This is a genomic window from Rossellomorea sp. FS2, assembly GCF_047915635.1.
GTDB lineage: Bacteria > Bacillota > Bacilli > Bacillales > Bacillaceae_B > Rossellomorea > Rossellomorea marisflavi_A.
Genome location: NZ_JBLRVS010000003.1, coordinates 114881 through 136151, shown reverse-complemented (window position 1 = coordinate 136151; position 21271 = coordinate 114881). Strand labels below are relative to the sequence as shown.

At 48.7% G+C, this 21271-nt stretch carries 24 protein-coding genes; 2 read left to right on the top strand and 22 right to left on the bottom strand.

What is annotated here, in order from left to right:
• Positions 1-66: 66 nt before the first annotated feature.
• The gene (locus ACNA6I_RS10595; protein WP_048007220.1) at positions 67-537 is read right to left on the bottom strand and encodes a SprT family protein; all 471 of its coding nucleotides are present in this window, start codon (positions 535-537) and stop codon (positions 67-69) included.
• Positions 538-650: 113 nt separating this feature from the next.
• Here ACNA6I_RS10595 and cmpA point away from each other — a divergent pair, with 113 nt between their 5' ends.
• The gene (gene cmpA / locus ACNA6I_RS10590; protein ID WP_148796093.1) at positions 651-770 is read left to right on the top strand and encodes a cortex morphogenetic protein CmpA; all 120 of its coding nucleotides are present in this window, start codon (positions 651-653) and stop codon (positions 768-770) included.
• 31 nt (positions 771-801) lie between these two features.
• Here cmpA and ACNA6I_RS10585 read toward each other — a convergent pair whose 3' ends face one another.
• From ACNA6I_RS10585 to acpS, 14 genes are all read right to left on the bottom strand, one after another.
• Positions 802-2970 carry a Tex family protein gene (locus ACNA6I_RS10585; protein WP_148796095.1) on the bottom strand — a complete coding sequence of 723 codons (2169 nt, stop codon included), beginning with the start codon at positions 2968-2970 and terminating at the stop codon, positions 802-804.
• A gap of 86 nt (positions 2971-3056) precedes the next feature.
• Positions 3057-3653 (bottom strand): PP2C family serine/threonine-protein phosphatase, encoded by a 597-nt coding sequence (locus ACNA6I_RS10580; protein ID WP_048007222.1) that lies wholly within the window; start codon positions 3651-3653, stop codon positions 3057-3059.
• Complete coding sequence (sigB, locus tag ACNA6I_RS10575; protein ID WP_048007223.1) at positions 3653-4450, bottom strand: RNA polymerase sigma factor SigB; 798 nt, start codon at positions 4448-4450, stop codon at positions 3653-3655. Before sigB ends, ACNA6I_RS10580 begins: the two co-directional genes overlap by 1 nt.
• Positions 4428-4898 carry an anti-sigma B factor RsbW gene (gene rsbW / locus ACNA6I_RS10570; protein WP_048007224.1) on the bottom strand — a complete coding sequence of 157 codons (471 nt, stop codon included), beginning with the start codon at positions 4896-4898 and terminating at the stop codon, positions 4428-4430. The genes sigB and rsbW overlap by 23 nt, the downstream gene beginning before the upstream one ends.
• Positions 4895-5227, bottom strand: coding sequence for an anti-sigma factor antagonist (locus tag ACNA6I_RS10565; protein WP_048007225.1), 333 nt, complete (start codon positions 5225-5227; stop codon positions 4895-4897). Before ACNA6I_RS10565 ends, rsbW begins: the two co-directional genes overlap by 4 nt.
• Before the next feature lie 74 nt (positions 5228-5301).
• Positions 5302-6312, bottom strand: coding sequence for a PP2C family protein-serine/threonine phosphatase (locus tag ACNA6I_RS10560; RefSeq protein ID WP_048007226.1), 1011 nt, complete (start codon positions 6310-6312; stop codon positions 5302-5304).
• Between the two features lie 10 nt (positions 6313-6322).
• Entirely contained in the window at positions 6323-6724 is a 402-nt protein-coding gene (locus tag ACNA6I_RS10555; RefSeq protein WP_048007227.1) for an anti-sigma regulatory factor, read from the bottom strand.
• Positions 6725-6726: 2 nt separating this feature from the next.
• The gene (locus ACNA6I_RS10550) at positions 6727-7083 is read right to left on the bottom strand and encodes an STAS domain-containing protein (RefSeq protein WP_048007228.1); all 357 of its coding nucleotides are present in this window, start codon (positions 7081-7083) and stop codon (positions 6727-6729) included.
• Positions 7080-7910, bottom strand: coding sequence for an RsbT co-antagonist protein RsbRA (locus tag ACNA6I_RS10545; protein WP_048016254.1), 831 nt, complete (start codon positions 7908-7910; stop codon positions 7080-7082). The genes ACNA6I_RS10550 and ACNA6I_RS10545 overlap by 4 nt, the downstream gene beginning before the upstream one ends.
• Before the next feature lie 395 nt (positions 7911-8305).
• The gene (locus tag ACNA6I_RS10540) at positions 8306-8656 is read right to left on the bottom strand and encodes a type II toxin-antitoxin system PemK/MazF family toxin (RefSeq protein ID WP_048007230.1); all 351 of its coding nucleotides are present in this window, start codon (positions 8654-8656) and stop codon (positions 8306-8308) included.
• A 4-nt stretch (positions 8657-8660) separates the two neighbouring features.
• Positions 8661-8942: a CopG family ribbon-helix-helix protein gene (locus tag ACNA6I_RS10535; protein ID WP_048007231.1), complete on the bottom strand. Its 282-nt coding sequence runs from the start codon at positions 8940-8942 to the stop codon at positions 8661-8663.
• A gap of 169 nt (positions 8943-9111) precedes the next feature.
• Positions 9112-10257 (bottom strand): alanine racemase, encoded by a 1146-nt coding sequence (gene alr, locus ACNA6I_RS10530; protein ID WP_416313279.1) that lies wholly within the window; start codon positions 10255-10257, stop codon positions 9112-9114.
• 126 nt (positions 10258-10383) lie between these two features.
• Positions 10384-11397 carry a LolA family protein gene (locus ACNA6I_RS10525; protein WP_416313278.1) on the bottom strand — a complete coding sequence of 338 codons (1014 nt, stop codon included), beginning with the start codon at positions 11395-11397 and terminating at the stop codon, positions 10384-10386.
• Between the two features lie 197 nt (positions 11398-11594).
• Positions 11595-11945: a holo-ACP synthase gene (gene acpS, locus ACNA6I_RS10520; protein ID WP_048007233.1), complete on the bottom strand. Its 351-nt coding sequence runs from the start codon at positions 11943-11945 to the stop codon at positions 11595-11597.
• A 118-nt stretch (positions 11946-12063) separates the two neighbouring features.
• On the opposite strand from acpS, the gene ACNA6I_RS10515 reads away from it, so the two are divergent.
• A complete protein-coding gene (locus tag ACNA6I_RS10515) occupies positions 12064-12648 on the top strand; it encodes a rhomboid family intramembrane serine protease (RefSeq protein WP_048007234.1) in 585 nt (194 codons plus the stop codon).
• Between the two features lie 27 nt (positions 12649-12675).
• Here the strand turns inward: ACNA6I_RS10515 and ACNA6I_RS10510 are convergent, their stop codons facing one another.
• The 7 genes from ACNA6I_RS10510 to ACNA6I_RS10480 all read right to left on the bottom strand — a co-directional run bounded on the left by ACNA6I_RS10510 (position 12676) and on the right by ACNA6I_RS10480 (position 21145).
• The gene (locus ACNA6I_RS10510) at positions 12676-14130 is read right to left on the bottom strand and encodes a PH domain-containing protein (protein ID WP_416313277.1); all 1455 of its coding nucleotides are present in this window, start codon (positions 14128-14130) and stop codon (positions 12676-12678) included.
• Complete coding sequence (locus ACNA6I_RS10505) at positions 14120-14599, bottom strand: PH domain-containing protein (protein WP_048007334.1); 480 nt, start codon at positions 14597-14599, stop codon at positions 14120-14122. Before ACNA6I_RS10505 ends, ACNA6I_RS10510 begins: the two co-directional genes overlap by 11 nt.
• A 72-nt stretch (positions 14600-14671) precedes the next feature.
• On the bottom strand, positions 14672-15634 hold the full coding sequence (gene uvsE, locus ACNA6I_RS10500) for a UV DNA damage repair endonuclease UvsE (protein WP_416313276.1): 963 nt from the start codon (positions 15632-15634) through the stop codon (positions 14672-14674).
• A 473-nt stretch (positions 15635-16107) separates the two neighbouring features.
• Complete coding sequence (locus tag ACNA6I_RS10495; protein ID WP_048007237.1) at positions 16108-17622, bottom strand: DEAD/DEAH box helicase; 1515 nt, start codon at positions 17620-17622, stop codon at positions 16108-16110.
• Between the two features lie 259 nt (positions 17623-17881).
• Positions 17882-18589, bottom strand: coding sequence for an alpha/beta hydrolase (locus ACNA6I_RS10490; RefSeq protein ID WP_231578989.1), 708 nt, complete (start codon positions 18587-18589; stop codon positions 17882-17884).
• A 28-nt stretch (positions 18590-18617) separates the two neighbouring features.
• Entirely contained in the window at positions 18618-19991 is a 1374-nt protein-coding gene (locus ACNA6I_RS10485) for a UDP-N-acetylmuramoyl-tripeptide--D-alanyl-D-alanine ligase (protein ID WP_048013984.1), read from the bottom strand.
• Positions 19992-20080: 89 nt separating this feature from the next.
• Positions 20081-21145 carry a D-alanine--D-alanine ligase gene (locus tag ACNA6I_RS10480; RefSeq protein ID WP_048007239.1) on the bottom strand — a complete coding sequence of 355 codons (1065 nt, stop codon included), beginning with the start codon at positions 21143-21145 and terminating at the stop codon, positions 20081-20083.
• Between the last annotated feature and the right edge of the window lie 126 nt (positions 21146-21271).

Sequence of the window (21271 nt, the reverse complement as noted above, 5' to 3'; positions counted from 1 at the left end):
CGTCTTATCGACTCTTATGATTATAATGACTGCACCGTTGGTTGTCAATAACTTTCCGGCCTTTTTTTAGGAACCCTGAAACTCTTCTACTTTTTCAAGGATCAGCTTTCCTTTACACCGTCCGCAGACGAAGCGATCGGTGTCCACCCTTCTCTTTCTGATGAACTCCATGGAGCAATCCGTACACCTGTATGTCAGCCGCCTCCCTCTTTTCTTTTGGGTAGGCAGAGATGAACAATGACGCGGGCCCCCTACCTCTGCAAGCAGTTCTTTGAAATCCCTGTCCCCATGCTTATATCCCTTTCCTTCAAGATGAAGATGGTAGTGACAAAGCTCATGCTTGATGATGCCGATCAGTTCATCCATTCCGAACTCCTGGAGATACTTCGGATTCACATCGATATGATGGGACTTCAGCATATAGCGGCCGCCTGTCGTACGCAGGCGCGGGTTGAAGTAGGCCTGATGACGGAACGGCCGTTTAAACAAACGTTTGGATAAGGTTGATACCAGCTGCTGCAGCTCCTCATTTGTCACGGTGTCCAGCCCCCTCTTCCCCTGGATTTCCCCTTCTTAACGAACGGGACAATCCATTATAGCATACATTAAGTATCACACTCATCGGGTAAATTCCTAAGGGAGGTGCGCCTGTGCCGAGCTGGCTGGTCAATCAAATGAGAAGGGCCTATCTGGAGAAAGACCGCTATCAGATCAAACTGTTGAACCAATGCTGGAATTTTTACCGCAAGCGTAATGAAAAAAAGAGCTGAAGGAATGGACCTTCAGCTCCTCTTTCATCTATTACTGAACCATCGTAAGTGAAACGCGGCCTTTTCGGACGTCCACCCCTTCGACCCAAACCGTGACTACATCACCGACGGATACCACGTCCAGCGGATGTTTGACATAGCCGTTTTTGAGCTTGGAGATATGGACGAGTCCATCCTGTTTCACCCCTATATCCACAAAAGCCCCAAAGTCGACGACGTTTCGTACCGTACCCTGCAGCTCCATTCCCTGACTGAGATCCTCAAGCTTCAGCACATCTTTCTTCAGCAGCGGCTTAGGGAATTGATCACGTGGATCACGCCCGGGACGGATCAACGCATCGATGATATCCTTCAGGGTCAGCTTCCCTATACCGAGCTCTTCCGACGTTTGATGGACATCAAGTGCATGCAGGGCCTGCTTCAGCTCCTCTGTACCGATATGTTCTTCCTTATATCCCGTCATGGAGAGAAGACGCTTCACCTCACTATAGTTTTCGGGGTGGATCGGCGTGCGGTCAAGCATCTCTTTTCCATCCATGATACGGAGGAACCCGATGCACTGCTCGTAGGTTTTCGCTCCAAGCCTCGGGATCTTCTTGAGCTGTGCCCTTGAGGAGAACTTCCCTTCCTCTTCTCTCTTCTTGACGATATTCGTTGCCACCGTCTTCGAAAGCCCGGCTACATATTGAAGGAGGGAGGACGAAGCAGTATTGACATTCACCCCGACTTGGTTGACCGCCGTCTCCACTACGAATGTAAGGGAGTCGTTCAGTTTCTTCTGGGATACATCATGCTGGTACTGTCCCACCCCTACAGACTTAGGGTCGATCTTTACCAGTTCCGCCAGTGGATCCTGGAGTCTCCTTGCGATGGATACGGCACTCCTCTCCTCTACTTGGAAGTCAGGGAATTCTTCGCGCGCAATGTCTGAGGCGGAGTACACACTTGCCCCTGCTTCATTGACGATCAGATAGGAGATGTCTCCCCCCACTTCCTTCAATACGTCCACGATGAATTGTTCGGTCTCCCTTGAAGCGGTTCCGTTCCCGATGGCGATGACCTCGATCGGATAGCGCGAAAGGATCGCCTTCACCTGTTCTTCCGCTTTTGCCTTCTGCGAGCGTGGCGGATGGGGGTAGATCACATCGATCGAGAGGACTTTTCCAGTTTCATCGATGATGGCAAGCTTGCATCCCGTCCTGAATGCCGGATCGACGCCGAGGACGGTCCTTCCCTTCATCGGTGGCTGCAATAATAACTTCCTCAGATTCTCCGAGAAGATATGGATAGCCTGATCTTCCGCTTTGTCGGTCAGCTCCCCGCGGATCTCCCTTTCAACAGACGGCAGGATCAGTCGCTTGTATCCATCTTCGATCGCTTCCTGGACGATGGACGCCGCCTGCGAGCGTGTATCCTTGATCACCTGCTTATTCAAATAGCGGAGGATCGACTCTGCATCGGCCTGTACCCCTACTCTCAGGATCCCCTCCTTCTCTCCCCTATTCATGGCAAGAACACGATGGGGAACGACCTTGTGAATCGGCTCCTGGTAGGCATAATACATTTCGTACACATTCTTCTCGTCTTCTTCCTCTTTTTTCACTTTGGACTCAATGAGGCCCTTCCGGAAAATCTGAGTCCGTATGTACTCACGATGCGCAGCGTCATCCGATATAAATTCTGCGATGATGTCCTTCGCGCCGGATAAAGCTTCCTCGGTGCTTCCTACTCCCTGTTCATCCGACACGTACTTTGCGGCTTCTCTATTGATATCAGCATTCAGCGGAAAGGAGAGGAGGAAGTCAGCGAGCGGTTCGAGCCCCTTTTCTTTCGCTACCGTCGCTTTTGTCCTTCTCTTCTGTTTATATGGGCGATATAAGTCCTCTACCTGCTGCAACTTCTCTGCCGAAGAAATGGCTGCTGATAGTTCCGGGGTCAGTTTGCCCTGTTCCTCTATTAGACGCAGCACTTCTTCTTTTCGATTCTTCAGGTTCTGTAGATACTCCCAGTTGGTCATGATATCGCGGATCTGCACTTCATCGAGTGCTCCGGTTTGTTCTTTCCTGTACCTCGCTATGAAGGGAACCGTATTCCCACCTTCTAATAGATCTATCACATTTTTTACGTTCTTAGTGGAGATGGATAAGTCTTTGCCAATTTTATTGATCAAAATAGCTTCATTCGTTAACGTAGACGTCACGGTATAACCTCCAGTTATTCACAATTTCACTTTAAGTTTATCACATACTCAGCGGGAATTCTTCGCAATGAAAAAGCTTACCCCAATCAGAGTAAGCTTCCAATAATATAGGTTGTATCATCCGCCTTCTGGTCCACCTTCGCTTCAATCTCGTTCAGCGTTCCATGGAGGGTCGGATACTTTTGCATTAAACTTTTGACTCCTGGGATATTCAGTCCATCCGAATGGATGAGGAATCTTGAATTCGAATGGTAGGAAAAGCGTTGAGTTTTGTATTTCTGCGGTCTCCCTGAAAGGTATCCCGTGACCGGCAGTGGATAGGTCATCTTCCCTTCAGGTGCATACATATAAAAACGTATATTCCCCACACAGCTGTACACAAACTCTTTTGAGTGGTAGTACACCTTTACAATGGCAACAGCTGCCCCCCGTTTCTTCTGGAGCGCTTCATTGCACATGTCCATCAAGGTGTCCACATCTTCGTGGTGGTTCTCTTCCACGATTTCCACGACGGCATGTGAAGATTCAAAGGCATAGACTCCGCTGCCCAAACCATCAGCCAGAACACAGATGAAATAATCATCCGTCGAGGTGTAAAAATAGCTATCTCCACAAAAACGATTGCCGTTTTTAGAAACCTGACCCGCATAGACTTCTACATCATTTTGTTGAAGGTATGGCATCAATAGTCATGCTCCCCGTCTTGCATCTCTTCCTGTATGGCGTCGCGGAGTTTTTTGATGGCCCTTCGTTGAAGTCGGGATACGTGCATTTGCGAGATCCCCAATTGCTCGCCCGCTTCTTTTTGACTAAGATTATCCAGGTACGTGAATTGGATAATGGCCTTTTCGCGTTCGGAAAGTACGTGGAGGACCTTTTCAAGCACAAGACGCTGATTGACTTTCTCATATCCTTCGTCGGGGTTCCCCACGATGTCGAGGATCGTAACCGTGCTTCCTTCGGAGTCCGCTTCGATGGAATGATCCACAGAGAGGGCCTGATAGCTGCGACCCATCTCCATCGCTTCCAACACTTCCTCTTCGGTCACTTCAAGGTAATCGGCGATTTCGTGAACCTGAGGAGAGCGTTCCAGCGTATTGGTCAGCTCTTCGACTGTTGTTTTGATTTTGGGTCCAAGCTCTTTGATCCGTCTCGGAACGTGAACGCTCCATGTCTTATCACGAAGGAATCGTTTGATTTCCCCGATGATGGTCGGGATGGCAAACGCTTCGAATGAACGACCAAAAGACTCATCATAACGCCTGATGGCGCCCAAGAGTCCGATCATACCGACCTGTATGATATCTTCGTGAAATGATCGTCCTTTGGAATATTTCCGAGCAATGGACTCGACAAGATTCTGGTAATGAAGGATCAATTGGCTTTGAGCGTCTTCATCCTTGTTTTCCTGATAATCTTTGATCCACTGCATCACTTTATCTTTATTGGCCTGGTGGTTAGGTTGAGATAGTTTTTTCATCCCTCTCCACCTGCTCCCCTGATAGGAATTTCGTCATAAAGACCGTCACTCCCTCTTGATGATGCACCTTTACTTCATCCATAAGGCTCTCTATAAGATAAAGTCCCAACCCACCTTCTCTGAGGAATTCCACGGAGTGATCCGCATGGTAAGGGCCGACTGCCTTTTTGATCTCGGTGAAGTTAAAGCTTTCTCCGTGATCGGCGACCATGACTTCAAGGCGGTCCTCGTATAGACCAAATCCGACAACGACTTCTCCATCGTCATCCTTGTAGGCATGCTGAACCGCATTGGTGATAGCCTCACTGGTGGCGATCTTCAAGTCTTCAAGGGCATCGTAATCAAAGCCCATCCTGCTGGCAATCCCGGACAGGGTAAGACGGATGACCCCCACATATTCCGGCTTCGCGGGAATCTTCATCTCGATGTAATCATATTCCTGCATCATTCCACTCCACCTTTTACTTTGGAATCAATATTCATGATATCTCCCAGGCCAGTGATATCGAACAGGCGTTGCAGTCTATCCGATAGACCGACAAGGTGCAGTTCTCCCCCGCCTGCCTTTACGGTTTTAAATAGGCCAACGAATACCCCAAGGCCGGTACTGTCCATATAGGAAACGTCGGAAAGATCGACGGTTAGCTGGCTGTTTTCTTTTTCAGCAGCTGGCTGAAGGCTTTCTTTTAACTTTGGAGCTGTATATGCATCAATTTCACCTGAAACTTTTACGTTTATATCGTTATCCATTTCTTTCATATCTATTGATAAGTTCATGAAAAGACCACCTTTTAGGCATGTATTAAAATACTCTTAATCGTTTACCCCTATTATTTACAGGATAAACCACATTATTGATTTCTTTTAATGATGATCAGTGTGAAGTCATCCCTAAGTTCAAAGTGCTGCAGCTTCTCAAGCTCCTTATAGACGCTGTTGACGATTTCCTGAGGAGGCAGGTGATTGTACTTCCTGATGAGTTCCACCAGGTCTTCCCGCTCGATGAACCCTTCCTCCGAGCGGCATTCTGTCACACCGTCAGACAGAAGGATGATCATATCACCCTCTTCGACTCCTCTTTCGTATTCGCGATACTTCGCTTTCTTATCCACCCCGAGGAGAAGGCCCTTGGCGTCCAGATCCTCGAATTCCCCGTTGATCGCGTTGTAATAGAACCCGGGTTCATGACCGGCTGATGAATAGGAGAAGACATGGCTTTTGGAGTCATATACACCATAGAACATCGTGATGAACATGCTTGCATCCACATTCTGTTCGACGACGCGATTGAGGCTCTCAAGGACGAGGCTCGGCTTATGTCGATATTCAGGAAGGCTGTCCATGGCATACTTGATCATGGACATGCACAGGGCCGCTGGGACCCCCTTTCCGATGACATCGGCGATCGCGACGCTCACATTTTCATTTTCATCTTCCACGAAGTGATAATAATCACCGTTCATCTTCTTGGCAGGCACGCTCACCGCACCGACCTCGAGCCCGTCCACTTCAGGTATGCGGGTACCGAGGAGGGTCTGCTGCATATTGGCGGCTACGTCGATCTCATTATTCAATTCCTGTTGCTTCGTACGCAGGCTCTGATGTTCCCTGTAGGCGAATCCGTAGCCGATCATCACTTCAAGTAATATATCGAAAGAGTGCAAAACGTGATGAGGAAGGTCCGGTTCCATTTCTAGGATGACACTCTTATGAAGGGAAATGATTTCTTCCGGAGACACGTTGTGTTCAATCGATTTCCGGCTGAACTTTTGCCCAAGGTAAAGAGCCTTTTCATCCTGTTCGTTCAAATAGTGCTCGAGGATCTCTTTGTATTTTGTATCCATCAATTCTCTGAACTTCATCTAACTCCCCCTAGCGGAGCCACTTGGTTGCCCTGATATCCGTTCCCTCTCCCGGGACCGAGTCGACATTGAATTCGTCCATCAGCCGTTTAACCCCTGGCAAACCGGCTCCTAATCCACCTGATGTAGAATATCCATCTTCCATTACTTTTCTGATATCTGTTATGCCCGGTCCTTCATCAAGGGCAATGATCCTTACACCCTTTTTCCCCGCATCAAGCAGTTTCTCGATACAGATCTGTCCGGTACCTGCATATAAGTATATATTACGGGCCAACTCACTGATCGCCGTAGTAATACGAGCTTGGTCAACGGTGCCAAATCCGAGCTCTTTCGCTACATTTCTCCCTAACTGGCGGGCAGCAACGATGTCCCATTCATTCGTGATCTTCACGCAGGATTGGCTATCCATACCTAGTCCCCCAGTTCCAATTTTAATTTCTCCAGGCCTTTTTCAAGGTCTAAAGCTGTGAGGACATCGTCCAGACGGATCCCCAATTCGATCAGTGTAATGGCGACCGCTGGCTGAATTCCAGTTATGACAACTTTGGCCCCCATCAATCTGGACATGTTGATGACATCACCAAGAACCTTGGCGATGAATGAATCGATGAAATCGATTGACGTGATATCGATGACAACGCCCCGTGCACTCGTTTCGTGGATCTTGTGTAGAAGATCCTCTTGAAATTGAAGGGCCGTTTGGTCATCAAGTTCCCACTGGATCGAGATCAATAGGCAGTCTTCGAGCTTCAGTATAGGTATTCTCATTCCAATCCCTCCGCAGAAACAATTTTTCGGCTGGTCATTTCCAAAGCCTTTTCAATTCCTTTACGCAGTGTGCTGTTTGTCATGAATTGGGTAAGGTCGATCCCTAGATTCACAATCGTTTGAGCAATTTCCGGTCTGATCCCGACAAGCATACACTTTGCACCAACGAGGCGGACCGCGTCAGCTGCCTGTATGATATGATGGGCGACCATCGTATCGACGACGGGTACACCGGTTATGTCGATCAAGACGACTTCTGCCCTATGCTTCACGACACCATGCAAAAGGTTCTCCATGATCTGTCTCGCGCGCTCCGTATCGATCGTCCCTACCAGCGGCATGACAGAAATCTTTTCGAATACCGGGATCAACGGGGCAGACAGCTCTTGAAGGGCGATCTTTTGAAGGGAAACCGTCTTCTCCCATGATTCCGTGTATGCCTGGATGACTTTATTCGTCATCGGGGAAAGCCAGCGATCGAATTTATCGATCTGCTGCTGATAATTTTCTTCCGTAATAAACCCGGCACTCTCCATGCCTTGATAAACCACTTTGCCGAACACATTAAGGGCAGAAGTCACAAACGTCAACGGCCAACCGAGTCTCACCACTTTCTCGGCAAACTCTTCCAGTCTATTGTTGAACTCTTTGGAATCCCGCAGGCGTGAAGCAATCATTTCGACAAATTCATGGCTTGTCTTTGTGAACACCTGATCCGAGATGACTTGAAGGAATTTATCATCCGCTTCTTCCTTCATTTTGTCCATCCAGACACTTGTCAACTCGGCCTTATTCGTTTCAATGTATTCCGTGACTTCACTAAACATCCCGTTCTCTCCATTCTATCATGTGAAATTTATGACGACGTTCTCCATGACCAATGTCATTGAACTCTAATAAAGTTTACATGGCTATCGCATTTGAATTAATAGTATCAAAAAAAGACAAAAATAAACAAGCATGTACTAACTTCACCGGGGATTCCTCCCCATATACTTTCCCATTATAAATGGTTTACAAAACTTTGTCATACGATTGGGTGCATTTACCACACATCGACAAATGATTACACGATTTTCATGAATCATTGCGGATTATGCCACCCTTACCGATGTTCAGCCGGAAAGGATCACAGGAGCATAAAAAAAGCCTGCCGATCGTTTGACTGATCAGCAGGTGCTTGCTGTTGTATTCCCAATATTTATTTGCATGGCGTTTCTGATTAAAATTGTATGAGACCCACACTGATCTGGAGGGCGTCATCGACTTTCTCCATCATTTCGTCGTCCAGGTGTGTGATCTTATCGGTAAGACGCTGTTTATCGATGGTCCTGATCTGTTCGAGCAAGATTACGGAATCACGTTCAAAGCCGTACCGTTTGGAATCGATTTCGACATGGGTAGGCAACTTCGCTTTTTGGATCTGAGCAGTGATAGCAGCGACAATAACAGTGGGACTGAACCTGTTCCCTATATCGTTTTGAATGACAAGGACCGGCCGGACGCCTCCTTGTTCCGACCCAACAACAGGAGAAAGGTCTGCAAAATATACGTCACCACGCTTTACAATCAAAGGATTAACCTCCGCTTACTAAGCGTTCGACTGTATGTTCTGCCTCATATTCTGCCTGGATTGCTTCCGAAGCGATGGCGAGATTGATCTTAGCCATTTCCATATAGCCTCGTCTCATGGATTCACGCAGATGTCGTTTCTTACGCTCTCTTAAATACATTTTAGTAGCACGATAAATAAACTCATTGCGATTCACATTTTCCTGATCTGCAAAGCCGTCCAGTTCTGTGACGAGCTGTTGCGGAAGACGAATCAAAATTTCCGTTGTTGCGCTGGATTCAGACACAAACTACACCTCCACCAATCACTACATACCGTTTCATTTTATAACATGTTAATCATACCATCAAACAATGGGAATGAAAAGTCAATTTATTAATCTCTTCTATTATCCACCATATGTTACATGGATTATTCATGCGATTTCTTGAAATAGGCGGTCTTTTCTGTCCTGCTTACAGAAGGTGATTGGATACTTCGACAACGGCGCCGCCTCTCGTGTAGACCCTCGGGACACGAGCTGCGATCATGCAGGTCACCTCGTAGTTAATGGTGTCCAGCTTATCTGCGAGTTCATCTGCGGGAATATGCTCATCCCCTTGGCGGCCGATGAGCGTGACGGGTTCCCCCGTCTCCACCGGACCGGGGAGCCTGACCATGCACTGGTCCATGCAAATCCTGCCCACGATGGGCGCGCGACGTCCGCTTATCAGGACCTCCTGCCCCTGAAGCTTCCTGATCCATCCGTCGGCGTATCCGATGGGAAGGGTGCCGATCCACTCCCTGTTCCCTGTTTCATAGGTGGCGCCGTAGCTGACTTTTTCCCCTTCATCCATTTCTTTCACATGGATGAGTTTCGTCCGGAGGGACAGGACTTCCTTCAGCTCAAAAGGGAGATGAGGCTGCATCTCCCGTGAAGGTGTCAGGCCGTAGAGGCTGATCCCGATCCTGACGGTGTTGAAAAGGGCGTCCTTCCGCCGGAGTGTAGCTGCACTGTTGGAAGAGTGTACGTACTCGGGCAGCTGTGGAAGCTGACTGATCATCGAATTGAAGGTTTCAAGCTGGGTGTCGGCATACGTATCATCCAGCTCATCGGCCGTCGCGAAGTGGGTGAACACCCCTTCGAAATGAAAATGTTCATGGGCGTTGATGGCATCTGTGATTTCGAGCAGCTCTTGTGCGTTCCTCACGCCGATCCTCCCCATGCCCGTATCGCATTTCACATGGAGGTTCAGGCGTTGCCCCACGTGACGGGTTGCCTCTTCAAGCCATTCCTTCGTATAGACGGTGAGGGAGACCCCCTGTTCAGCTGCCGTTCCGGCATCCTCCGGTCTTGAAGCACCAAGGACGAGTATCGGGGTATTGATGCCCGCTTTTCGAAGGAGCAGCGCTTCGTCAAGGAAAGCGACGGCAAGTCCGTCCGCCCCTGCCTCGAGTGCGGCCCTTGCAATCTGTTCGTACCCGTGCCCGTAAGCGTTCGCCTTCACGACGGCAAGCATTTTCACGTTGTCCGGTATATGTTTTTTAAAGTTCATGACGTTTTCACTTACATGGTCCAGGTTGATTTCGGCCCATGTATCTCTGAAGAAAAGTGTATCCAATGTCCATTCACTTCCTAAACGATTTCCTTCCTTACAAGAATACCATTCCTTCCATCGAGATTCATTCTTTTCTTTCAGGCAGTCCGCACATGAAGAAAGACAGCCCTCAGGCTGCCTCGGTGTTCTTTATTTCACCATTGAACCTTGCACGGACCTGGCGATGGTCACCATCTCATCCTGCGAGAGGCTCTTCGATGCAAGCATATAATCCACTCCGTCATGGGTCCAGGTGATGGACTGATCCGTCATGGCCCCTACCGTGAAGCCGAGGTCCACTACTTCTCCCTGAAAGGATGTCGAAACCGTCATGGTCGGAACCGATGTGGTTTGTTCCTGGATGATGGTAAAGGATTTTTCGCCATCGTATGTCAGGACGACCCGCTTGCCGTCTTTCGTTGCGACTTCTTCCTCATCCACAAGCTCTGCACCACTGATTCCATCTGTAGGGTAGAGGACGGAGAATTCTTTCTCTTCCACATTCCCGCTCACCGGAATCTCAAGCTGTGCCCCCGTCATGTTCTTTTTCATGTCGAAGTCTTTTTTGTCAAACGCAGCCTTCACATCCATCTTGGAGAACTCGACCTTCACCAAGGAGTTCTTATCGGAATCCATGACGTTCACCGATACCGGGGTAAGATCTTTTTTATTGAAGGTGATTTCCTGTGTAGGAAGCATTTGATTGTTCTGATAGCGTGTCTTTGTATTGAAGACGTAATGATTTTTCGTCTCTTTGAATGTAGCATTTTTGTCTTCCAGGACGTCCTTCACAAGTGATTCATATAGATAGGCCTGACTGCTGTTGGACGGCCAGTCGCTCTGGAAGCGGAAGCTCTTGTTCAATGCAGGCGTCAGGACGAAGACACCCTCTTCATTCCGCAGGATCATCTGGCTTTGGTCTTTGGCCTCATTCTTCAGGGATACCCTGTAATAGTTCGGATCATTATGCCAAACTTCCACTTCATACGTCTGTGGATCTTCCCCGACTTGAAGGGTCATCTTGGCATCTGCCTTATAGCCTTTCAGGTCTTCCACTTTCGACTTGAGATCCTTGGTTACATCCTCTTTGGACTTTTCCCCACATGCGGCCAGCATCAATACGGTCAGTACGGCCAGCACGAGCACCACCAGTTTCTTGTTCATTTCTACAGCCCCTTTTGTCTCAGGATATACGTATCAGAGAGGGGTGGACCGGAGGGTGGAAATGGACGACTCATGCAGAATCCCCCTCGCGTTCTACGGATGAACCGCGATTTTCACCTCACCGGTCTTGTCTCTCCTATTGCACTACTGAATATATGAGACAACCATGGGGAATATGCAAAAAGAACTGACAAGCATCAATCTTCCAATACGACCTGTGCCGCCGCAAAGTCCCGGCTGTGGGTGATGGAGAGGTGGACCCTCAGTCCAGCAGGCTTTACGATATGGGGTTTCCCCCTTTCATCCTTCTCGATCTCGATATCCTGGAAAGACAGTTCCTTTCCGATACCCGTGCCCACGGCCTTGGCAAATGCCTCCTTTGCCGCAAAGCGCCCGGAAAGGAATTCCACCTTCCTTCTATCTGAGAGGGAATCGAATGAATCCCTTTCCCTTTCTGTTAAAATGCGCCCGGGGAATCTGGGCTGACGGTCTATCATGTCCTTGATACGTTTCAGCTCGACAATATCCAATCCGATTCCTTTGATCATTATCATTCTCCTTCTACTCAAGTCCTGTCCGGCATATCCGTATAAGGAAACACCTTGTCTAGCAGGCTCACATAAGCGACAATATCAGTACTACCATCCTTTTGGAGGAGGACGATCCATGTTTGTTAGGACGGAAAGCTTCTCTCAGTTCCTGAAGAAATATCCGGTCATTTCTGTTATTGTATCCATCCACCTGATCCTGTATTTGATCAGTTCCCTCCCCATTTTCCCTCAAATGTGGGTGTACGAACAACTCGCAGGCATCAACTTGCTCATACGGGACGGCGAATGGTGGCGCCTGATCACGCCGATATTCGTCCATATGGGATTCTCCCACGTCTTGTTCAATTCATTTTCACTCGTCCTCTTCGGTCCGGCACTTGAAGAGCATCTTGGAAAATGGAAATTCATGGCCCTGTATCTTGTGAGCGGCATCTTTGCCAACATCATCACCTACGTCAGTCAGCCCCTCACATACAGCCATGTGGGTGCTTCCGGGGCGATATTTGGATTATTCGGCTATTATCTGGCCATGATCGCGACGAAGAACCCCTTCATCACCCGCGAGAGCAAACAGGTGATCCTGCCGATCGTCATCATCGGGTTGATCATGACCTTCACCCAGTCCGGGATCAACATCACCGCTCACCTATTCGGCCTCATCGCCGGGTTCCTCATCGGCTTCATTGCCGGGAGAAAGTAGAAAAGTGACCTCAGCAGGTCACTTTTTTTATTCTTCATAGGAATACCAGATTTCGATCTGCTTCATATCCTTTTCCTCAAGATCTCTCAGCGTGCTCTTGTACCCGGCATCACCCGACTTCACGGTCGTCCGCAATGTACTTAAGTCCATGCGTGATTGAAACCACGTTTCCTGCCGGTCAAGCGACTGGATACGGTTCTTTTTCAAAAAGACCGTGCTTTTTGAAAAGGTCCGATATTGCAAGGACAACTGGCCTTCGCTGAGCTTCCATCCGCCGGACCGGTGCTGCCGGTATCCAAGGAACGCAAGGAGCGCCACAAGGATCAGCCCCCACATCCCATAGGGCCAGAGGAAGATCGATACCACGACCGTCGGGATGACACCGACCGCGGCCGCACGGATCATATATTTCCTGATTGAACGGACAGGAAGCCGATTGAATTCGGTCTCTACGGAGTAATCCGGGAAAATCTCGGCAAGAAGGTTCTCCACTTCCCTTTTCCTTACGATAGGAAACAGCTTGATACTCGAGCTGTCCTTTTCAAGGGCGGAGCCCCCGGCATTTTCAATCTGGACGGAACAGTAACCAAGGAGCTGACGCACGGGGTTCTCGATGATACGGATTCCCTGCACGCGCTTGAACGGTACCGTCACTTGCTTCTTTTCCAACAGCCCCCGATTGATGATGATGTTTTCATCGGTGAGCCGGATCCGGAAGTCCCCGTACACAACGAAGGTCCACACGAGTGAAAGCAGCCAGGCAATGAACAGGCCGACGAATGCCAGGATCCCGATGATGAGGACCCCTCCCCTGATGTAGCCTGAAGCTCCTTCGTAAATCTCTTCAAACGGAATGAAGTCATCAAACTGTGAAAGGAAAGCTCCGACACCCGACAAGATGACCCAGACTCCGCCAGACGTCAAACCGAGCATCAGCAGATCCTTCCCGGACATCTTGAAGATTTCCTCCTGACGGTCAGGCTTCTCTTCGACGACGGCTTCCGGGGATTCGGATAGGCGTTCTTTTTCTTTAAAGATCGTCTTCTCGATCTGAATAGCTTCTTCCTTGAGGATCGCCGTCAGTTCCGCCTCCGATTTTTTATCAGATGAAGAACCGGCGGTCTCCACCTTTACCTTCACTAGTCCGAACGGGCGGTGAAGGATCCCTTCCGAGAAGTTCAGGCTCTGGATCCGGTCATAGGGGATATACCGCTTCTTTTTCACAAATAAACCGTGTTCGATCCGCAGTTCCCCGTCTTCCAGGCGATAGGTGAACCGCATCCACTTGATGATCCCGGCACCAAGGACAAGGACGAGGACCGTTACCATGGAAATGACGGGCATGTATCTCCAGAAACCCCCGCCGCTTCCCGAACCGTTCACGAACAAGAGGACGACGATCGGGATGATCATTTCCTTCACTTGTTTCATGAAGTTGACGATGGCCGAGATGGGGTGCAGCCGCTTATACTCAGACATCATCTTCCGCCACCCTTGCCAGTTGGGATATGGAATCCCTCAGTCCGTCCGCTTCCTCTGTGTCGAGGGCAGGGATCTCATGAACCGTTGCAGCTGTGGAGATCGTGATTGTCGATAGGCCGTATTTCTTCAAGATCGGCCCCTGCACCGTATCCACATGCTGGACCCGTACCATCGGGACAAGCGTCCTTTTGACAATAAAAATGCCTCGTTGAAGCTCGATTTCCTGCTCCCTTACTTCATAGCGCCAGCGCTTCCACCTGACATCAGGAACAACTTTGATCTGTATGTATGCAAGAATGACGACAGCGATTCCCGCCACGATGGAAATCCAAGCCGGCCAGTCGAATAGAACGGTTAGTGTAATGATCCCACCTGCGACGACGAGTGCGATCAAGGTCTCGATCCCACCATAGATCCGCCATACATTGAGAGCCTTCGGTGAAACCCTGTTGCGTGGTCCTTCCTTCATATCCATCCCCCATTTCCTTCTATGTCTAAATCTTACAGTATAGATACGCATTTGAGTAGGGGATGGTTTCATTTAAACGATTTCGATCGTAGACCCGTCCACTCGGCGGATCCCTTCTTCTTGCACCAGGGCGTCCATCAGCTGGAACAGGGCATTATCTTTCTGCTTCGCCTCGATCATGCAATCGATGCGATCTACACTTCCCTTCACTTGGTGAAGAAACCCGAGGAAATCATGAGGATCGATGTAATCTGCGTGAGCTTTGAAATCATCAACGGACCGCGGACTGGAGATGTGCATCTTCAGGGGAAGCGGAGATCTCTCCCACGTAGCGACGACACGATCCCAATCAAGCATCCAGTCGCGTTCCCCATTCGCCATATGGTGGTGAAGGTCGAATACAAGGGGGATCCCGAGTTTTTCACAAAGGTAAAGGGCATCGAATGCCGAGAATACGGTATCGTCATTCTCCAGCATGATCATCCTTTGGATGCTCTCCGGTGTCAGTCCCCAGTTGTGGATGAACTGCTCCATCGCTTTCTCCTTATCGCCATGAGCACCGCCGACATGGAGGACGCAGCGGTGCAAGGGATCGATGCCCATCCCGTTCAGAAGCCCCTCATGAAGACGCAGGGTCTTCAATGAATTCTTCATCACCTGCGGATCAGTTGAATTCAGGAGGACAAAATGATCCGGATGGAAATCGACCCTCATGGGATGCTCCTGCAGATAAGATCGGATCCCGTCCAGAGCAGGCAGGAGCGGCGTCAAAAAGTCCCATCCCGCAAGATCGGGGTGATTGGCAAGAGGAATGAGCTTCGAACTGAAACGGAAAAAATGAATGTCATGAAGCGCATTATGCTTCAGGAGCCGCAGGCAATTCTCGATATTGGACACAGCAATCCGCTCCAGCTTCCTGATCGCCGCCTCTTCATCCTTCAAGCCGGAAAACTGCTTGTGGGTCATGGTCTGAGAAGGGGAAGCGTGCTGCAGATTCATGCTCATGGCTACGTAGCCGAATCGGATGATGGTCATGTAGGGATACTCCTTTGGCAGGCACAGGGCCTGGGTGATGTTAGGAGTAGTATGGACGGGATTGCATTGGTTTATTGCAGGATCAGTCGTTTTTAGATGGTGGATGGTTTATGAGTTCTAAGTGTTTACGTTCGACTTTTGGGATTTAGTTTCAAATTTGAATCTTTCACTTTCTACTTTTCGCGATTAATTTTCAACTTTGAACATTTTACTTTCAACTTTTCGCGATTTACTTCCAACTCTGAACGTTTTACTTTCAACTTTCCAAATCTCACTTTCAACTCGGACCGATTACTTTCAACTTTTCGCGATTTACTTCCAACTCTGAACGTTTTACTTTCAACTTTCCAAATCTCACTTTCAACTCGGACCGATTACTTTCAACTTTCACGATTTACTTTCAACTTCCCGCTCCCCGGAATCTACTCAAAAAAAAAACACGACGGCATCTCTGCCGTCGTGTTCTCCATTCATTAAGAGTTATATGATTTACGCTTAGAAGAAGATTGTGGTCTGCTTCCGCCTGAACGGTTGCGATCTCCGCCGCGGGATGAACCGCCGCCACGGTTGTAACCGCCTGAACGGCTTCCGCCGCTTCCGCCTTTACCAGAGCGTGAACCACCTTTGTATCCGCCGCCTCGGGAATTACCGCGACCGCCGCCTCTTGATGGAAGTGGGCGTTCTTCGGTGATTTCGACTGGAGTGGTATCCGGTTCTTTTGTCAGAACGCGGATGGCCGCTGCCACCGCTTCGATGGATTCATGATTCGCAAGGAATTCTTCAGCCAACGCATAGTAATCTTTAAGATCAGATTCTTTCGTTGCTTCTGTAAGCTTTTCAAGAGCCAGGCGCTGCTGACCTTCAAGAGCTTCGTTATGACTAGGTGGCTTAAGAGCCGTCATTTTCTTCTTGGTTGTTTGTTCTACTACTTTAAGGTAGCCCATTTCACGTGGAGTGACGAATGTGATGGACATCCCTTTCTTACCTGCACGGCCCGTACGTCCGATACGGTGAACGTAGCTTTCAGGATCTTGTGGGATATCGAAGTTGTATACATGCGTTACACCAGAGATATCAAGTCCACGAGCCGCTACGTCAGTAGCAACAAGAACGTCGATGCGTCCTTCTTTGAACTTTTTAAGGACCGTCATACGGCGAGCCTGTGAAAGGTCACCATGGATTCCTTCTGCAAGGTAACCACGGATGCTCAATGCACGTGAAAGCTCATCTACACGGCGTTTCGTACGTCCGAATACGATGGCAAGTTCAGGAGACTGAACGTCGATCAAGCGTGAAAGAACGTCGAATTTCTCTTTCTCGGTCACTTTTGTGAAGAACTGCTCGATGTTGGATACAGTCACTTCTTTCGATTTCACTTTGATGACTTCAGGTTCAGTCATGAAACGCTCAGCGATGCGACGGATCGGATCCGGCATGGTTGCTGAGAATAGAAGGGTTTGACGAGTCGGAGGAACGGTTTCAAGGATGCTCTCGATGTCATCGATGAAGCCCATGTTGAGCATTTCGTCCGCTTCATCCAATACAAGGGTATGAACATTTGTAAGGTTCAATGTTTTACGCTTGATGTGGTCAAGAAGACGTCCTGGCGTTCCAACGATGATGTGCGGGTTCTTTTTCATCGCACGGATCTGGCGCTGGATATCCTGACCGCCGTATACAGAAAGGACGCGTGCGCGCTTATCTGCACTGATGCGGTATAGTTCTTCCGAAACCTGGATCGCAAGTTCACGTGTCGGGGCGATGATAAGACCTTGGACTGCCGGGTTCTTCACATCGATCTTCTCGATCATCGGAATACCGAATGCCGTCGTCTTACCTGTACCTGTTTGTGCTTGACCGATGATGTCTTTTCCTTCAAGACTTACCGGGATCGTGCTGGCCTGGATGGGAGTTGCTTCTTCAAAGCCCATACGTTTAATGGATTTCAACGTAGCTGCGCTTAAGTTTAAATCTGCAAACTTTGTCAATGCTATTCATTCTCCTTTTGGTATACATCTTTTATAACTAATCGATGGAGCTGATTATATGTTTAAATCGGATCCAAATCTTACATGCCGACTTCGGTATCTAATCTAAAACCGTCTATATGAGATGTTTAGTTTATGTTGTGTACAAAAAAATACACTCTTCAAAATCGAAGAGCTGGCACGTCCAACAAATAGAACTATGTTGTAGTAATGTTACCACTTCTAGAAATGAATTTCAATGACATGTCAAATAGTCACTCTATTCATCTTCGAGAAAATGGTAAATATGATCAAAAAGTTCAGCCTTATCTTCGCTATGACAGATGAGATGTTTGGATCTTGAGGCATAATAAATATTTTTTTGTCGGGACGAAATGGTTTCATAGATGTAAGCTGCACTGGCGGGAGGGACGATTCCATCCACTTCCCCCTGGGCAATGAATGTGGGGATGGTGACTTTTTTCAGCAGCGGTCGGGCAATGGTGACGACCTTCCTGAATTCATAGGTGGATAGAAGCGGGGTATTGGTCATTTTTACCTTATATCGATTATACAGTTCGTTCTCGAGGAGATTTCCTTGCCATCCCTCTCTGATCAAACCCCCGATGTCTCTGAAGAGCTGCTTGATATGGATATATCTGGCGGCAGCGCTCAACAGCACAAGCTTACTAACATTATAATGGACTGCAAGATAGGATGCAATGAGACCACCCATGGAAAAGCCGGCGACATAGACTTTGTCGCATGTCTCAAGCAGTGATTTGAGACAATCTTCCGCATGTTCAATCCATTGCACATGCTTGATTCCCCTTAGGGATAGTGTTTCTCCGTGACCAGGCAGGGTCGGGACGACAATCTTCCAATCCGTCTGCTTCCTCAGGTATTCAGCAAGGGGTTCCACTTCGTATGGTCCCCCTGTGAACCCGTGGAGCACTAAACATCCGATCATGCTCTCACCTTTTCCCATTAGTGTGGCGCACGGACAAGCCCCTTGCTTACTTCAGCCCGTCAATGATCTCTTCAAGCTTCATTCCCCTCGATGCTTTGAAGAGAATCAGTTCCTTGCCGGTGATGAGTGCATTCAATTCTTCCAGCAGGGCCTCTTTATCAAGGAATGCGTGTACGCGCTCTTCGGGGAAATTCACTTTTGCCCCTTTAGCCATATATTCACCCAATTGACCAAAAGTAAACACGTGACGGATGCGTTCAGGGTCGATCAACTGACCGATTTCCTCATGGTATTCCTTTTCATGCTCCCCAAGCTCGAGCATGTCCCCGAGTACCAGGATCTTAGTATCAAAACCTTCCAGCTCGGAAATCAGCTGGATTGCCGCTTTTACAGAAGTGGGACTGGCATTGTACGCATCATTGATGATGCGCTCTCCTTTTTTACCTTCAATCATTTCCATTCTCATCTTCGTCAGCTCAAGGGACTTTAAGCCTTGTTTCATCTCCTCTATTGTTAGACCGAATTCCTTCCCGATCAGGATGCCTGCGAGCGCATTATGGATGTTATGCTGCCCAAGCACCGGCAAGTGGAAGGTTTCCCCTTCCTCCATGGAAGTTTCGAAATAACTGCCCGTATTGTTCATTTCCGTTTTCGTCGGGGAAATGGTGTTATCAGCCGTCTTCCCGAACGTTTCCACTCTTTTCAATCCGAGTTCTTTCACTTGTTCGTTCAGGAGGGGCTCATTCCCGTAATAAATGAACAGGCCGTCTTCCTTCAGACCGTGGATGATCTCAAGCTTCGCTTTGGCGATGCCTTCCCGGGAACCGAGATCCTGCAGGTGGGACTCACCGATGTTGGTGATGACCGCTGCATCCGGCTGTGCGATATCGGATAGGAGTTCAATCTCTCCGAATCCGCTCATCCCCATTTCCAGCACGGCAACTTCCGCATCCTGAGGCAGAGCCAGGAGGGTAAGCGGCAAACCGATGTGATTATTATAGTTCCCCTGGGTTTTATGGACCTTGTACTTCTGCGCCAGGATATTCGCGACGATATCCTTCGTGGTTGTCTTCCCGTTGCTTCCTGTGATGCCCACGACTTTGAGATCCAGTTCGTGACGGTATTGATTGGCAAGGGACTGAAGCGCCTCAAGAGGATCGTCCACCACTAGAACCGGAAGATCTTCCGGCGGATTCGGGACGCTTACATCCCATAGTGCAGCCGACGCACCTTCTTCTATGGCAGAACGGACGAATCGGTGACCGTCCACGTTCTCCCCTTTGAACGGGATGAATAGATTCCCTTTTTCCATCGTACGTGTGTTGATGGATACACCTTTTACCACGATGTCGCTGAATGAAGATAGATCATTCTTCACATCGAGCATCGTGCATATATCGTTAATCGTTTTTTCGAACATGATCCTATACTCCTTTACTCGTTCATCCATGTGCAACAGAGATGGGACCGCCCGAACTTTCATTTCGTCCGCTGCCGGTCCCATGGTGACTACATCGTATACTTGATTGATTGCTTTTCTTTGTGTCGCTCCGCCCCGAGTTCAACCAGCTTCGCGATGAGTGACGGGTAGTCGATGCCCGTATGTTTCCAAAGAAGCGGGAACATACTGAACGGGGTGAATCCAGGCATGGTGTTCACTTCGTTCATGAAGATCCTTCCGTCCTTCGTCACGAAGAAGTCGGCACGGACAAGCCCTGAACAATCAAGCGCCTTGAATGACCGGATCGCAATGTCCTTGAGTCGTGCATAAAGCTCCTCGTCGACCTCTGCAGGGATGATGAGTGCGGTATCGCCATCCTCATATTTCGCTTTGTAGTCGTAGAAATCCTTCTTAGGGACGATCTCTCCCGCTACCGAGCACTCAGGATGATCGTTCCCCAGTACGCCGAGTTCAATCTCTCTGGCAACGACTCCTTCTTCAATGATGATTTTACGATCAAATTGGAAGGCTTCTTCGAAAGCCGCTTCAAGTTCATCACGTGACGTACATTTGCTGATCCCTACGGAAGAACCGAGGTTGGCCGGTTTTACGAAGCATGGATAGCCGATTTCTTCCTCCACTTGCTTGTAGGCTGCCTCGCGGTCGCTTTCCCATGAGCTTCTGATGAACCAGGTGTAGCCTACCTGCGGGATACCGGCCTGGGCAAACAGATTCTTCATGATGACTTTATCCATACCTGCGGAAGACGCAAGCACGCCGTTCCCTACATACGGAAGATTCAATAATTCAAGCATCCCTTGTACGGTCCCGTCTTCACCGTTCGGTCCGTGAAGGAGAGGGAAGATCATATCGTATCCGTCCGATCCTTCGACCGACGTCGTGAGGGCGTTCGGGGCAATGGCTTCCCCTTCGGAGAATTGAAGTTCTTTCACATCATCGACCGGTCCTTCAAGCTGTGATCCTTTGATCCACGCGCCGTCTGTCGAGATGAAGATCGGGTGAATATCGAATTTATTTAAATCCAGGGCACCGATGACTGCCTTGGCCGTTTGCAGTGAGACCTGATGTTCCGCGGATTTTCCGCCGTATAATAAACAAAGCTTGGTTTTCATTTTTTGAGTGACCTCCAATATAACAATAGATATTTCTATTTTATCATGTTCAAAGGAAAGAGAAAGAATGATTCATATGGAAAATGCAATTTATCTTCCGCCTGCGCTCCTTTGTTATATGTATGC